This is a genomic window from Streptomyces sp. NPDC001068, from assembly GCF_042897315.1.
GTDB lineage: Bacteria > Actinomycetota > Actinomycetes > Streptomycetales > Streptomycetaceae > Streptomyces.
Genome location: NZ_JBIAYD010000011.1, coordinates 236,268 through 250,997 on the forward strand (window position 1 = coordinate 236,268; position 14,730 = coordinate 250,997).

Consider the following 14,730-nt stretch of genomic DNA (forward strand, 5'->3'; position numbering starts at 1 on the left):
TCCTCACAGGTGGGCGGGGTGGGTGAACGCGCCGGCGACCGTGCGCAGCCGGGTCTCCTCCCGGAGGCCGTTGAGCGTGAGCAGCCGGGCGACGCTGCCGTGTTCGGCTTCGATCCCGGCGATCAGCGAGCGCATCGTCGTCGCCGGCGTGGAGGTCCGCAGCCGCAGCTGGGCGAGGGTGTCCTCGCGGGTCCAGTTCGGGCGGGCGTCACCGCTGCGCAGGGCGCGGTAGGCGCGGGCGGTCAGGGCGTAGTCCCGGGCGACGTCCGCCGTCCGCACCCCGAGCGCCCGCAGGACCAGGGCGCTGACGACGCCGGTGCGGTCCTTGCCCATGGCGCAGCAGATGTAGACGGGGACCTCCGCCCCGTCGGCGAGCAGGCCCACGATCTCCGCCGCGACCGGCGCCGCCCTGGTCAGCATGTCGCGGTAGTTCGCGAGGTAGTCGCTGGGCAGGGGCCGTGCGTTGCCCCGGATGCGGCTCATGTCGCCGGCCACGGGCCGGGGCAGCACTCTCGCGCCCGTGCTCTCCGGCCCGCGGTACTGGCGGCGTTCCTCCTCCAGGCGCAGGTCGACGACGGTACGGATGCCCACGCCGCGGAGCGCCGGCGCCGTCTCCGGAGACGGCGCCGGCCCCCGCACGAGGAGCCCGCGCCGCAGGTATCCGCCGTCGGGACCGCGCAGCCCGCCCAGATCGCGCACGTTGGGCAGTCCCGGGACCGTGATCCTCCGGGTGTTCATGCCACCCCTTCGCGGTACCGGTCGCCCAGGGCGGCGACGACCCGACGGACGACGGCCTCGTTCGCGACCGCGATACGGACGGCGGCGGGCAGCCCCGGCGCGCCGGACAGGTCGCGTACGACGATCCCCTTTTCCAGGAGGTGCCGGTGCGCGGCCCCGGCGGCCGCCGGGTCGGGGACGTCCCAGGTCACGAAGTTCCCGCCGCTCGGCCGTGCGTGCCAGCCGGGCACCGCGCGCTCGACCTCGGCCGCGAACCGCTCCCGCAGCCGCCGCACGTCGGCCCAGATCCCGGTGAAGACGGCCTGCTCCTCCAGCGAACGCCGCAGCAGCGCGACCGCCGGAGCGGAGACCGAGCCCTCCGGGTCGAGGTCGAACAGGTGCCGGGCGGTCGCCGGGTGCGCGACCGTCACCGCGATCCGGGCGCCCGACAGGCCGTAGCACTTGGAGAACGTGTTGACGCGGACGACGTGCCGCAGACCGGCGAGCCCGCGCACCAGTTCCTCGCCGCCCTCGGTGAACGCCAGGTAGGCGGTGTCCAGGACCAGCAGACTGCCGTGTTCCGCCACCGCGTCGGCCAGCTCGGCCAGCTCCTCCCTTCCGTGCACCTGCCCGGTGAAGCTGTGCGGGGTGGTGACGACGACGAACGCCGGCGCACCCGCGCGCAGCCGCCGCGCGAGGTCACGGAGGTCGAACAGCCCGGTCTCGGGGTCCGGGGCCACGGGGTCGAGGACACAGCCCGAGATCGCCGCGAACTTCGCCCAGCCGTCGAAGTTCGGCTGGTGCAGGACGATCCGCGACACCTCCGGGAACGCGCGGGTCAGCAGGTTCAGCCCGGGATCGCTGCCCGCGGTCAGGACGAGGGAGTCGGTGTCCACCCCGAACCGGTCGGCCAGCATGCCGTAGACCTGCTGGAGGACGGGGTAGGTCAGCACGTCGTTCGGGTCGAACTCCGCCAGTGTGGCCCGGTGCACGGCCGCCGCCCGGCTGTCCAGCAGTCCGCAGTTCTTGAGGTTGATCTCGTCGGGGACCCGGACACGCCGGTTGCGGAACCGGCCGGCGCTCTCCCGCTGGAAGGGGGAAGGCGCCCCTTCCAGCGCTGTCACGAGCGTCTCGTCCCTCATACCGGACGCACGGCCGGGCCGGCGGCGCGGGCGGGGATGTTCTCGAACACCTGCGTGACGTCCGGCTGGCTGCCGAAGACGATGTCGTAGCCCCGGGCCAGCTCGTCGTCGGTCAGCGCGTGGGTGCCCGGCACGAACAGCTGCCGGTTGAACGCGGCCATCTCGTGGTCGAGGAGGTCCGGGCCCGCGAGTTCCCAGGGGGCGTACACGGTCGGCCGGGCCCGGCCGCCGCGTTCCTGGACGGCCTCGATGGTCCGCTCGGCACCCTCGATCGTGGTGCCGGGCAGCCCGACGATGACGAAGCAGTTCAGCTCGATGCCCGATTCCCTGCACCAGGCCGAGAGCCGGTCGAGGTCCGTCGCGGACTTCTGCTTCGGCCGGGGCAGCAACGCGCCCTCCTGCGGGTCGAGCGTCTCCAGACCGACGCTGATCCGGACGCAGCCGGCCTCCCCCATCGACCGGATCATCTCCTCGCTGAGGTGGTGGACGGTCGTCGCGCACTTCCACGGGTACGGGGACCCCCGGCCGGTCAGTTCCCGGCAGAGCTCCTCCATCCACTTCCTGTCCAGCGTGAAGGTCGGCGCGTAGAACGCCACGTACTCGAACGGCGCCGCGGCGAACGACTCCTCGATGTACCGGAGCGTCCGCTCGACCGTGAGCCGCCGTTCCTTCCGCGTGTAGATCAGCGGCACCTCGCAGTAGGAGCAGCCGACCGGGCACCCGCGAGCCGCCGGTACGACCAGTTCGCGGCGGCGCGGGATGCCGCAGAACTTGTTGGCGTCGTCGAAGTAGAGGGCGTCGTAGTGCCCGTACGGGATCTCGTCGGGCGTCGGCAGGTACCAGTCCTGCGCCGGGAGCAGGTCACCGCGGCGCTGGGGAGCGGTCCAGGAGCCGTCGCGCCGCAGGTGCACCCCCGCCGCGTCCGAAGCACGGCCCCGGAAGGTCTCGATCGCGGCGCCGACGCCGGACTCGAAGTCGCCGTTCTCCACGATCGCGTCGATGTCGAAGCGCTCGAAGAAGCGGGGGTTGACCCCGGAAAGCCTGCCGAACGTGACGATCGGGGCGTCCGGGTTCAGCGCCCTGGCGTAGGAGACGAACCGGCGGAACCCGTCGATGCCGTCGAACTCGTTCATCACGGCGATCACGTCGTACCGCTCCTGGAAGAGCCTGCTGCCGAGGTCCTTCCACGTCAGCCGCTCGACACTGGCGTCGATCGCCGTCACCTGCGCGCCGGGGTAGGCGGCGCGCAGGTGACCGGCGACCTGGTAGAGCGCGAGGTGGTGCCCCGCGTTGAAGTAGCTGAGCACCTGCGGGGGCCAGATCACGAGGATCTTCCCGGGCTCGTCCACGATCTTTCCCATGGGAGGTCCTTTCGGTTCCGGCACGGTGGGCGCCGGGCGCCGGGCGGTCAGTTCTGCGGCCGGTACGCGGAGCCGGCGAGTCCGGTGGTCAGCCAGTACTCGATCTGGACCGTGATCCGCTCGGTCCCCTCCGGGTGCTCGATCTTCGAGACCGCGTGCCACGACTTGTCGGTGGGCGGGAAGGCGAGGAGCTGGCCGCCGACCGGGCTGATCTCCTCCGCCGGCCCCGCCTTGGGGGACTCGAAGATCTGGAACTGGCCGCCCGCCTCGACCGGCCAGTCGCGGTTCAGGTAGAGGATCACGGTGATCGCCTTGGTCGGCTTGTCCTTGTGCACCGACAGGTAGTCGCCGTTGCGGTGGGTGTAGAGGCCGATGCTGCGCTGCAGGCCGGCCAGTTCGATCCCGGTCGACTTCTCCAGCCAGGCGGTGAACTCGGCGCCGCGCAGGTCCTCCACGAGGTCCCGCCAGATCTCGGGCAGGCGAGGGAAGACCGGGGCTTCCTCTTCGAGGACGACGAGGTCCACGAGGTTCATCCGGTACTGCTTCTCGTGCTTCGGGTCCTCGACCGCGATCTTCGCGACGTCGGCGGTCGGCATGGTGGCGAGCAATTCGTCCAGTTGCCCGTCGTCGAGCAGGTCACGGCCTCGGAAGAGCTGGAACGGCTGGGTACGTTCCTCCAGCGCCGAGTCGAACGTCAGCACCACGGTGCCTCCTTGGGGTCGATGCGGGGGTCCCGGGACGGCCGGGGCCCGACCTGGCCACAGCCTGTCCGCGGGCCCCTGCCGACCCCTTGTCGGTTCGCTGCCCGGCCGCTGCCGGGGATCGGCAAGGTCTTCGCAAACCGGCACGCCATCGCACGGCAAGCGGGACGGTGACACTGGCGGGGCAGCCCTGATACCCGAACCGGTGCACACGCCGGCCGCCGAGAGGTGCGAGTCTTGATCAACCTGGACGTCCGGCTCGAAACGTGGGACCACCCCTTCCGGCACTTCCGCGGCGCCGGTCTCCTCTCCGCGCGCGACCTGGCCGACCTCGGCGCCGCCGTGCCGGACGCGGGCCTGTTCCAGCGGATCGACACCTCGACCGGTGCTGACGTACGGCGCCGCTACCGCTCGTCCGTCCTGCCGTTCGCCGACAACAGGACCGGGCTCACCCCCGACGGCATCCCCCTGGCGGCGCCCTGGCGTGAGCTGGTCACCGACCTGCTGTCCGACGAGTTCACCGACTGGCTCCGCCGCGAGACCGGGGTGGACACCACGGGGCTGCACCGCCGGGCCGAGATCTACAACTACTACGGCGGCGACTTCGAGGACCTCAGCATCGGCAAGCAGCACAAGAGACTCGCTCTGGCACTGCACATCAACGAGCACTGGCCGGCCGACGGCGGCGGAGAACAGGAGTACTGGTCCGGCCCGGACAGGTCGGCCGGCCCCGCCTCCACCATGCCCCCGACGGGAGGCACCGCCTGGTTCTACTCGGCGTCGCCCTCGTCCTGGCACCAGATGGCGCCGGTCAGCGAGGGGCGGGGCCTGGTGCGGCGGGCGGTCACCCTGGGGTTCTTCGAGTAGCCGGCGAACCCCGGCCGGACACCCACGGAAGCCGCCGCCCGAGCTGTCTCGGACGGCGGCTTCCGTCGGTGGTCGCGCTCGCCGCTCCCGGTCACTCCTCGTCGATCCGGATGGCCGACGACGGGCACAGGTGGACCGCCTGACGGACGGCCGGCCGGTCCGCCCCGGCCGGATCCACCGTCAGCGGCGCTACCAGCCCCTCCTCGTCCTGGTCGAAGACGGCGGGAGCCGCCAGGACGCACTGGGCGGCGCCGACGCACCGCTCCCTGTCCGCGGTGATGTGCACGGGCGTGCCCCTCTCCTCAGCAGTTCACCGGCACCCGGTAGATGCCGTAGATCCCGGCGTCGTCCTTGTACGGCAGGTCCTCGGCCGGCACGGCCAGCGACAGGGCCGGCACCCGGCGCAGCAGCGTCTCGAAGACGACCTCCAGTTCCACCCGGGCCAGGTTCTGGCCGAGGCACTGGTGCACGCCGTACCCGAAGGCGACGTGGTGCCGCGCGCCGCGCTCGAAGTCGAGCCGGTCCGGGTGCTCGAAGACCTCGTCGTCCCAGTCGGCGGCCAGGCCGGACACGACGATGCCCTCGTCCTTGCGGATCGTCACGCCGCCGATCTCGATGTCCTCGGTGGCGACCCGGGCGGGCGCGTTCTCCACGACGCTGAAGTAGCGCAGCATCTCCTCGATCGCCGGGGACAGCAGCGAGGGGTCGGCCGCGATCCGCGCCCTGTGCTCCGGGTTCTCCAGCAGCGCCACCACGCCCAGCGAGATCATGTTCGCGGTGGTCTGGTGCCCGGCGATCAGCAGCATGACGGCGGTGCCCACGATCTCGTCGTGCGTCATCACCGGTGTCTGCCGGTTGCGCGCGATGAGCCGGCCGATCAGGTCGTCGGTGGGCTCGCCCCGCTCCTTCTCGGTGACGAGGTCCTCCAGGAAGTCGTTGAGCGCGTCGGAGGCCGCGGCGCGCTCCCGCATCGAGACGGACCGGCTGACCAGCATGCCCGCCCACTCGTGGAACTCGCGGCGCCGCTCGTGGGGCACGCCCAGCAGCTCGCAGATCACCAGCGACGGCACCGCCTGCGACACGTGCTCGACGAGGTCGGCCGGCTGCGGCGCGGCCAGCATCTCGTCGATGCTCCGGTCGACGATCTCCTGGACGCGCGGACGCAGCGCGGCGATCCGGCGCAGCGAGAACTCGCCGGTCAGGATCTTGCGGTGGGCCCCGTGCTCGGCCCCGTCCAGGTGGATCATGGACCGCCGGGTGCTGAGCCGGCGGACGCGTTCGACCGCCGTGCGCTGCTCGGCGGTCAGCCGCCCCGGGAACGCCGGGTGCAGGCGGTCGGCGCTGACCCGCGGGTCGGCGAGCAGCCTGCGGGCCAGCTCGTGCTTGGTGACCAGCCAGGCCACCTGCCCGTCGGGCATCCGGACCCGGCTGACCGGCTCCCGCCCGCGCAGCTCCCGGTACTCGGCGGGCGGGTGCATGGGGCACTCGCGGGCCATCGGGAACGACGGAATGTCGTGGTCGAGCGTCTCGGTCATGGGATGGGTTCCCGTTCCTCTCGGGTCTGCCGGTCCGCTGCCGCCGCACGCAGGGCGACCCGGTTGATCTTGCCGACACCGATCATCGGGAGGGCGTCGACAACCCTCAGTTCCTCGGGCAGTTTGTACGTGGCGATTCCGCGCTCGGTGAGGAACCGGCGCAGGCCGAGCAGCGCCGGCCGCTTCTCCGGGTCGCGGGGGACGGCGAAGACGCAGACCGTCTGCCCCCACACCGGATGCGGCATCGCGACGGCCGCGACCGCCCGCAGCAAGGGGTGCTCGGCGAGCAGCGATTCGATCTCCCCGGCGGAGATCTTCTCCCCGCCGCGGTTGATGACGTCACCGATCCGGCCCTCCACCACCAGCCCGCCCGACGGGTGGAGGCGTGCCAGGTCCCCGGTGCGGTAGAAGCCGTCGTCGGTGAAGGCACGCGCGTCGGCCTCCGGTGCCGCGTAGTACCCGGCGACCGTGTACGGGCCCCTGGTCAGCACTTCTCCCACCTCGCCGGGCGCCACCTCGGTGCCGTCCTCGGCCACGATGCGGATCTCGTCGCCGGGTGAGGCCGGCCGCCCCTGGGTGTCGGCGATGACGTCACCGGGATCGTCCAGCGCCGTGTAGGTCAGCAGCCCTTCGCTCATGCCGTAGCACTGCTGCACCGTGCAGCCCAGCAGCTTCTGCGCCTCGGCCGCCGGGGCGGGCTCCAGACGGGCGCCGCCCGCCTGCATCACGCGCAGCGACGTCGGCCCCCGGCCCCGTTTCCGGACCTCGCCGAGCCACTGGGTGACCAGCGCGGGCACCAGCGTCGTGTGCGTCACCCCCTCCCGGTCGATGAGGTCGAGCGCCGCCCCGGGGTCCCCCGGCGAGCCCAGGACCACCCGGCCGCCGAAGGCCAGGACGCCGAACATGCCGGGGCAGTTGAGGACGAACCCGTGCGCCCCCGACATGACGGCGAGGTACACCGTGTCCGGCGACAGCCCGGCCCACCGGGCGGCCGTCCGGATCATGTAGCCGTAGCCCTCGTGGGCGCGTGCGATCGCCTTCGGCGGCCCGGTGGTTCCGCTGGACAGCAGGAAGACGGCGGGCTCGTCGGCCAGGGGCGGACCCAGATCGGGCAGCGGGCCGGCCCCGGGGTCCGGACGGCACAGCTCGACCAGGTCCTCGGTGCCTTCGGGAACGGCGTCCGACGCGCGGTCGGCGACCAGGATGTGCCGGATACCCGGGCAGCTCTCCCGCAGTTCCCTCGCCAGCGCGACATGGTCGAAGCGCTGCCAGCGGCGCGGTACGGCGACGGCCGTGGGCCGGGTGGCCGCCACGACCGCCAGCAGCTCGCGGCGGCGCAGCGTGGGCACCGCCATCACCGGGTGGGCGCCCAGCCGCATCAGCGCCAGCGGCAGGACGACCAGCTCCAGATCGTTGGGGAGCTGGACGAGGACACGGTCCCCGCGCGCGATCCCGAGGCCGGCCAGCCGGGCGGCGGCGCCGGCGACCGCGTCCGCCAGCTCGCGCCGGGTCAGCCTGCCGCCGGGGCCGCGGACGGCCTCCTTCTCGGGATCCTCGCCCACGTGCCGCAGCACCAGCCGGTCGACCCGCTCGGGTCGCCACCACCCGCGGTCGCGGTACTCCCGCGCCCGGTCCGGCGGAATCCTCGGGAGGCCGGGATCCTCGGGACGGAACGAACTCACGCCCTGTCACCTTCCTTTCTCGCGGCCACGTCAGACAGCCGACTGCAGGGCGAGCCGTGAGATGTCGTACGCGGTGGAGTCCTCCACGGCCAGGTCGGCGCAGATCCGGCCGAACAACGGGACGAACTTGAACGCCCAGCCCGCCCCGTAGACGACGAGCTTCTCCCCGTGCGTCATCAGGTCCCGCGCGGTGCCGAGGAAGAACTGCCGTTCGGGGTCGGTGGGCAGCACGGCCAGGCAGGTCGAGGTGCGCACCGGGTCGGCGTCGACCGTGGGCAGATGGTCCCGCAGCCAGCCCGAGAGCCGGTCCATCTGGCGCCGGTCGGCGACGCCGGTGGCCGCCGACGGGTGGTCGAGCGGCTCCACCTCGAAGATGGGCCCGCAGCGCACCAACTCCCCGGGCGCCCACGGGTTCTGGCCGAACCCGTAGAACAGGTTGGTGTCCTCCCGCGTCGGCTGCTGGAAGGCGAACCAGAACGGCGCCTCGACCGTCGGCGTGGCCTGCCGGTAGGCCGCGATGGCCATCTCGTACACCGAGTACGCCAGGCGCGCGCCCAGCGGTTCCAGCAGGTCGTTGGTGTAGGGGCCGCAGGTCAGTACGACCTTGCCGGCCCGGTAGGTGCCCCGGTCGGTGGTGACGCTCACCCCGTCGGCGTCCGGCACGAGTTCGGTCACCGTCTCCCCCGCGCGCAGGACGCCGCCGGCCGCCTGGGCGAGCGTGAAGAGCGCCGCCAGCGTCCCCCTGACGTCGATCGTCCCGCCGTCGGGCTGGAGGAACCCCTCGTAGTCCCGGGGCAGGCCGCGGAACCCGAACCGCCGCTCGATGTCGGTGGCCTTGAGCCACTCGTAGCGCACCGAGAGCTTGTCCATCATCTCGACGGTCCCCGAGATCTGTCCCTCGTTGGTGACGACGTCGGTGTCCCCGAACCAGAGGCTGCCGATCTCGTGGATGAGGCGGCGCTCGCAGCGGCTCTCCAGCTCGCGCCACAGGGGAAGGGTCTCCAGCGTCAGGCGGAACAGGTCCTCCTGCGTGTACTGGAGCCGCCAGTGCCGTTCGGCGCCGCTGGTGCCCACGCTCTCGTTGAAGAACGTGTGCCGCTCCAGGACCAGCACCCGGTGGCCGCGCTCGGCGACCTGCCAGGCGGTGGCCAGGCCGACGGGCCCGCCTCCCACGACCACCACGTCATAGGACTCCGTCATGCCCGGGCCTCCTCGTAGTTCGACGTGCCGCCCTCGCCGGTGTCCCGCCGTCCGGTGAGCGCGGACTTCAGGGCCAGCACCAGGTGTTCGACCTGGCCGTCGGTCATCGACGGGTAGCAGGGCAGATTGACCTGTTCGTGGAACCAGATCCGCTCGGTGACCGGACACTCGCCGAGCCGGTGTCCCCGGCCCCGCCACTCGGGGCGCAGATGCAGGGGGAAGTAGCGCACCTGCACCTGGACCCCGGCGTCCTCGAGGGCGTGGATGACCTCGTCGCGGCTCACGCCCTGTTCCGGCCGGACGAAGAAGGTGAACAGGTGGTAGGGGTGGTGGATGTCCTCGGGCACGTCGGCCACCCGCACGTGCGGGAACTCCGCCAGCGTCCGGGCGAGGCACCCGGCGATCCACCGCCGCCGCCCGGCCAGCTCCCCGAGACGCTCCATCTGGACGAGCCCGACGGCCGCCCCGGCCTCGCTGAGCGTGGCGTTGCTCCCGGGATGCCGGATACGCAGGCACTCCTTCTCGTACGAGTCCCCCGCCCACATCATCCAGGGCTCCGAGCGGTCGTACGGCCCGGCCAGCAGCGGTGACGGCACGAGGTCCCCGTCGGCGGCGTTGGAGCGGATGCGGTCGACGCGCTCGGCCCACTCGGGGTCGTCGAAGGTGAGCATCCCGCCCTCGCCGAGGGTCGTGATGTTCTTGCTGGAGTGGAAGCTGAAGCACCCGATGTCGCCGAGCACGCCGGGCCGCCGGCCGCGGTAGAGGGCGCCCAGCGCGTGCGCGCAGTCCTCGATCACCCGGACGCCGTGCCGGCGGGCCACTCGCATGATCTCGTCCATGCGGGCCGGCCGGCCGCCGTAGTGGACCAGGATCAGGGCCCGGGTCCGCGGGGTGATCAGCGACTCGAACGAGTCGACGTCCACGTTCAGGGTGTCCGGCTCCACGTCGCAGAAACGGACCGTCACGTCGTGGGCCAGCAAGGGGTCGGTGGTGGCCTTGAAGGTCTGCGGGGTCACGATGACCTCGTCACCGGGGGCGAGGTCCAGCAGGTGCACGGCGAGCGCGACGGCGACGGTTCCGCTGGTGACGGTCATCGCGTACCGGCTGCCGACGTGCTCGCGCATCGCCTGCTCGAACGCGTCCCGCCACCGCCCCTGCGAGAGGCTCTCGCCGGACCGGACGACCTCGCCGAGCGCGGCCAGCTCGGCGTCCCCGAGGATGCTTCCCACAGCGGGGGCCGGCACGAAGTACCGGGAGTTCTCGTCCACGGTCAGCATGAGCCGGTCCCACTGCCCGCCGGGCTTCCCCCGTCCCGGGCGGCGCGCAGGCCCAGCGCCACCTCCACGATCAGGTCCTCCTGGCCCGCGACCACCTGACGCCGGCCGAGTTCGAAGAAGACGTCGCGCGGGTCGACCCCTTCGCGCGCGGCGATGTCGAGCACCGGCTTCTTGAACCCGGAGAACACCCCGGCCAGCCCGCTGACGATGGAGACGGAGTCGATGGTGGGCGGCGCCGGCATCAGCTCCCGCCCGGCGATGTCCGCCGCGTCCAGGAGCCGGTACAGGTCGATGCCCGTCCGGAACCCCAGCCGTTCCAGCACCGGCACCAGGACCTCCAGCTGGGTGTTGCCGGCGCCCGCGCCGAAGCCCCGGGCACACGCGTCGAGGATGCCGGCCCCCGCCTCCGCCGCCGCGATCGAGTTCGCCACGGCCATGCCGAGGTTGTTGTGCCCGTGGAACATCACCGGCACGTCGACGGCGGCGCAGATGGCCCCGATGCGGGCCGTGACGTCCGAGGGCAGGAAGTGCCCCGAGGAGTCGAGGATGCCCACGCCGGTGGCGCCGTACCCGACCAGGCGCGCGCACTCCTCGGCGAGCTGGTCGGGGCTCGCCATGTGCGTCATCAGGAGGATGCCGTGCGCCTCCACGCCCTCGTCGCGCAGGAAGCCGAGGTGCCGCTCGGCGACGCTGGCCTCGGTGCAGTGCGTCGCGATGCGCACCAGGTCGACCTCGTGGGCGAGGGCGTTCTTGATGTCCTGGGTGGTGGCCCAGCCCGGGAACATGAGAACCCCGAGCTTGCTGGTCGTCAGGGTCTCCCGGGCGATCGACATCATCTCGTCGTCGCTCAGCCGGGCCCGGCCGACCTGGAGGGACGAGGCGGCCAGCCCGTTGCCGTGGCCGACCTCGACGACCGGGACGGCCGCGGCGTCGGCGGCCTTCAGGTAGGCGCGGAACTGCTCCGCGCCGAGGCTGTGCCGCACGGCGTGCTGGCCGTCGCGCAGCGTCGGGTCGTGGATCTGGACCGGCCTGCCCGCTTCCTGGCTCATGCCGTCTCCCTGCCTGCCGGTGCGAGCCGGTCCGCCGCGTAGTACTCGGCGGCCTGGATCGCGGCGGAATTGATGATGTCGAGATTCCCGGCGTAGTGCGGCAGCCGGTCGCCGGACGCGGTGACCTCCACGGAGACGAAGGCCGTGGAGTCGTTGACGGTGCACACGCTGACGCCGAATCCCTTGACGTACGTACGGATCTCGTCGGCCGCGCCCGTCACCAGCGCGCGCACCGAGTCGGTGGTGAGGTCCCGGCCCCGCAGGTACATGGCGACCCGGAAGGTGGCCGCCGGCCGGGCCGGGCTGATGTTGACGAGCGCCTTCACGTCCTCGACGCCGGTGAACAGGCGGATCGCGTCCTGCGTGGTCTGCACGTACTCGTCGAGGTTCAGGCGCGAGGCGCGGCCCACGCTCAGGGTGGCGGCCGTGGTCACGACCTCGACGCAGTCGATCCGGTGCGCCCTCGCGATCGCGTGCAGGATCGGCAGGCACGCCTGTCCGCCGCAGGTCACCATGCTGATGTCGCGGTGGGAGCCGATGTCCGCCCGGTTGACGGTCGGGACGATCATCTGCCCGACTCTGCTGGGCGTCAGGTCGACGAGCATCGCCCCGGACGCCGCGAGCTTCTCGGCGTGCTCGGCGTGGAACGACGCGTTGGTGGCGTCGAACACCACGTCGAAGTCCTCCTCGGCGTCGACGAGGGACTGGATGCCCCCGGTCGCCACCGGCACACCGCGCCGGGCCGCCCGCCGCAGCTCGGCGGCGTCGTGCCGCCCCGCGACGAGCCGCAGGTCGAGACAGTCCGAGCGCATGATCTTGCTCGCCAGGTCCATACCGATGAGTCCGGCGCCGAGGACCGATACGGACAGCCGTCCAGTTGCTTGCATGTACGGTCGCCTTTCCGTCAAGGTGCGGCGTGATCCGCCCTGGGGGCACCCGCGGAGGCCGGCCGCGGTGGTCCCTACGCGGCCCAGCCTGGGACCGGGGTCTTGCCGACGGCTCGCCGTCGCGCTGACCGGTCGCCGCCGCGGGCGGGGCAAGCGAGGCGGCAAGGTCCTTGCAGGGACGCGGCGACATGCTGTGCGGGTACCACCCGGGGGCCTCCCCCGCTTCAACGCCAGTCCGTACGCCGCACCTTTAGCATCCGAAGGGGACTGCGAGCCGTGGTCAACCCGATTCATGACGACAACGGTGTCTCTCTGGTCCTGGTGAGCAGCGAGAACCGGCACGCTCTGTGGGCCGGCGGCCTCGACGTGCCACCGGGCTGGCGCGTAGCGCACCGGGCGGCGAGTCGCCGGGAGTGCCTGGAGTACATCGGCGCCCACTGGCCGGACATCCGGCCCGCCAGACTCCCGGACGACGGGACGGACGCGGGCGCCTGCCTCCACGACCTGTTCGCCGCCCAGGCCGTGCGCACCCCCGAGGCGCCGGCCCTGATCTGGCGGGACCAGACCCTGACGTACCGTCAACTCGACGACGAGTCCGCCAGGTTGGCCGCGTATCTGCGGCTGCGCGGCGTCGGTCCCGGCGCGTTCGTGGGCCTGTGTGTCGAGCGGTCGCCGCAGATGATCACGGCCCTGCTCGGCGTCCTGCGGACCGGCGCCGCGTACGTGCCCCTCGATCCCGAGTACCCGGTCGAGCGGCTGCGGTACGTCCTGTCCGACACGGGCGCACGCCTGCTCCTGACCCAGGAGCCGCTGAGGCCGCTCTTCCCGGACCACGACGGCGAGATCGTCTGCCTCGACGAGCACCGGCAGGCCATCGACGCCCTGCCCACCGCGCCCGCGCCGGACAGCCCCCTCCCGCTGCCGTCGGACACCGCCTACGTCATCCACACCTCCGGCTCCACGGGCCGCCCCAAGGGTGTCCTGGTGACGCACCGCTCGCTGGCGAACCACAGCGCCGCCGTGAACCGGCACTTCGCGTTCTCCCCCGGCGACCGCGTCCTGCAGTGCAGGCCGCTGAGCTTCGACGCCGCCGCCGAGGAGATCTTCCCGCCGCTTCTGCACGGCGCGGCCCTGGTCCTCGGCAGCGACCCCCTGCGCCAGACGTTCCGGGCCCTGACCCAGCAGGTCATCGACACCGGTACGACCTTCCTGAGCGTGCCCACGGCCTTCTGGCACAGCTGGGTCGCGGAGGAGGACTGCCTGCTGCGGCTGGCCACGGAGTCCTCGCTGCGCACGATGATCGTGGCCGGTGAGAAGGCGGCCCGCCAGGCCCTGCTGACGTGGAAGAAGCGGGTCGGCGAGGACATCCGCTGGTTCAACGTCTACGGCCCCACCGAGGGCACCATCACCACGACGGTCCACGAGCCGGGCGCCGACTGGGAGGCCGGCGAGTACGCCTCCGTCCCGATCGGCCGCCCCATCGACAACGTCCGTACGTACGTCCTCGACGACGCCCTGCGGCCGGTCCCGGCGGGAACGCCGGGCGAACTGTTCATCGGCGGAGCGGGAGTGGCCGTCGGTTATCTCAACGCGCCGCGGACCACCGCCGAACGGTTCCTGCCCGACCCCTTCTCCGGCGTGCCCGGCAGCCGGCTGTACCGCACCGGGGACCTGGTGCGCGCGGACGCCGACGGCTGCCTGGAGTTCCTCGGCCGCGGGGACCACCAGGTGAAACTGCGCGGCTACCGCATCGAGCTCGGCGAGATCGAGGCCGTGCTCGCCGAGCACCGGGACGTCCGGGCGTGCGTCGCCCAGGTGACGGGCGACGGCCCCGAAAGCGCCCTCGTGTGCTTCGTGACCGCCGACGAGCGCGCCGCGCCGCCGGCCGCCGAGCTCATCGCCCACCTGAGGAACCGGCTGCCCTGGTACATGATCCCGACGGCCGTCCACGTCCTGGACGCCTTCCCCATGACCCCGAACGGGAAGATCGACAGGACCGCCCTGCTCGCGCTCGAACCCGACGACGACGGCGAGGCCGCCGCCATCGCGCCGCGCACCCCCGTGGAAGCGGCCCTGGCGGACATCTGGGAGGACGTCCTCGGCCGCCGCGGCATCAGCGTCGACGCCGACTTCTTCCAGGTGGGCGGCCACTCCCTGCTCGCCGCGAGCCTGATCGCCCGCATCCGCGACCGGTTCGACGTCGGCATGACGGCCCGCGTGCTGTTCGAGTCACCGACCATCGCCGGGCTCGCCGAAGCCGTCACCCGGGCGACCGGCGACGGCGCGGCGGACCGCGCCGGGCGGAGCTGACC

The 14,730-nt window shown here is 72.4% G+C and carries 13 protein-coding genes; 2 read left to right on the top strand and 11 right to left on the bottom strand.

All coding sequences use genetic code 11. The features are described 5' to 3' along the window. Positions 1-3 precede the first annotated feature (3 nt). The 4 genes from ACFY3I_RS30105 to ACFY3I_RS30120 are packed head-to-tail and all read right to left on the bottom strand — an operon-like array spanning position 4 to position 3,924. Entirely contained in the window at positions 4-738 is a 735-nt protein-coding gene (locus tag ACFY3I_RS30105) for a tyrosine-protein phosphatase (protein WP_390864246.1), read from the bottom strand. Beyond that, entirely contained in the window at positions 735-1,841 is a 1,107-nt protein-coding gene (locus ACFY3I_RS30110; RefSeq protein ID WP_390864248.1) for an aminotransferase class I/II-fold pyridoxal phosphate-dependent enzyme, read from the bottom strand. The genes ACFY3I_RS30105 and ACFY3I_RS30110 overlap by 4 nt, the downstream gene beginning before the upstream one ends. 14 nt (positions 1,842-1,855) lie before the next feature. After that, the gene (locus ACFY3I_RS30115) at positions 1,856-3,220 is read right to left on the bottom strand and encodes a radical SAM protein (RefSeq protein ID WP_365289397.1); all 1,365 of its coding nucleotides are present in this window, start codon (positions 3,218-3,220) and stop codon (positions 1,856-1,858) included. 47 nt (positions 3,221-3,267) lie between these two features. Further along, positions 3,268-3,924 carry a 2OG-Fe(II) oxygenase gene (locus ACFY3I_RS30120; protein ID WP_365289398.1) on the bottom strand — a complete coding sequence of 219 codons (657 nt, stop codon included), beginning with the start codon at positions 3,922-3,924 and terminating at the stop codon, positions 3,268-3,270. A gap of 234 nt (positions 3,925-4,158) precedes the next feature. On the opposite strand from ACFY3I_RS30120, the gene ACFY3I_RS30125 reads away from it, so the two are divergent. Then, positions 4,159-4,788 carry a hypothetical protein gene (locus tag ACFY3I_RS30125; RefSeq protein WP_390864250.1) on the top strand — a complete coding sequence of 210 codons (630 nt, stop codon included), beginning with the start codon at positions 4,159-4,161 and terminating at the stop codon, positions 4,786-4,788. 91 nt (positions 4,789-4,879) lie between these two features. Here ACFY3I_RS30125 and ACFY3I_RS30130 read toward each other — a convergent pair whose 3' ends face one another. Genes ACFY3I_RS30130 through ACFY3I_RS30160 form a run of 7 tightly spaced genes read right to left on the bottom strand, consistent with a single transcriptional unit; the run spans position 4,880 to position 12,418 of the window. Then, positions 4,880-5,074, bottom strand: a complete 195-nt coding sequence (locus ACFY3I_RS30130) for a ferredoxin (RefSeq protein ID WP_365289400.1) — start codon at positions 5,072-5,074, stop codon at positions 4,880-4,882. A gap of 16 nt (positions 5,075-5,090) precedes the next feature. Continuing rightward, positions 5,091-6,323, bottom strand: coding sequence for a cytochrome P450 (locus ACFY3I_RS30135; RefSeq protein ID WP_390864252.1), 1,233 nt, complete (start codon positions 6,321-6,323; stop codon positions 5,091-5,093). Then, positions 6,320-8,005 (bottom strand): AMP-binding protein, encoded by a 1,686-nt coding sequence (locus ACFY3I_RS30140; RefSeq protein ID WP_390864254.1) that lies wholly within the window; start codon positions 8,003-8,005, stop codon positions 6,320-6,322. Before ACFY3I_RS30140 ends, ACFY3I_RS30135 begins: the two co-directional genes overlap by 4 nt. Positions 8,006-8,035: 30 nt before the next feature. Continuing rightward, positions 8,036-9,205: an FAD-dependent oxidoreductase gene (locus ACFY3I_RS30145; protein ID WP_390864256.1), complete on the bottom strand. Its 1,170-nt coding sequence runs from the start codon at positions 9,203-9,205 to the stop codon at positions 8,036-8,038. Beyond that, a complete protein-coding gene (locus ACFY3I_RS30150; RefSeq protein ID WP_390864258.1) occupies positions 9,202-10,482 on the bottom strand; it encodes a DegT/DnrJ/EryC1/StrS family aminotransferase in 1,281 nt (426 codons plus the stop codon). Before ACFY3I_RS30150 ends, ACFY3I_RS30145 begins: the two co-directional genes overlap by 4 nt. Beyond that, complete coding sequence (dmpG, locus tag ACFY3I_RS30155; protein WP_390864260.1) at positions 10,476-11,531, bottom strand: 4-hydroxy-2-oxovalerate aldolase; 1,056 nt, start codon at positions 11,529-11,531, stop codon at positions 10,476-10,478. The genes ACFY3I_RS30150 and dmpG overlap by 7 nt, the downstream gene beginning before the upstream one ends. Continuing rightward, a complete protein-coding gene (locus tag ACFY3I_RS30160) occupies positions 11,528-12,418 on the bottom strand; it encodes an acetaldehyde dehydrogenase (acetylating) (protein WP_390864261.1) in 891 nt (296 codons plus the stop codon). Before ACFY3I_RS30160 ends, dmpG begins: the two co-directional genes overlap by 4 nt. A gap of 276 nt (positions 12,419-12,694) precedes the next feature. On the opposite strand from ACFY3I_RS30160, the gene ACFY3I_RS30165 reads away from it, so the two are divergent. Beyond that, a complete protein-coding gene (locus ACFY3I_RS30165; protein WP_390864263.1) occupies positions 12,695-14,728 on the top strand; it encodes an amino acid adenylation domain-containing protein in 2,034 nt (677 codons plus the stop codon). Positions 14,729-14,730: the final 2 nt, after the last annotated feature.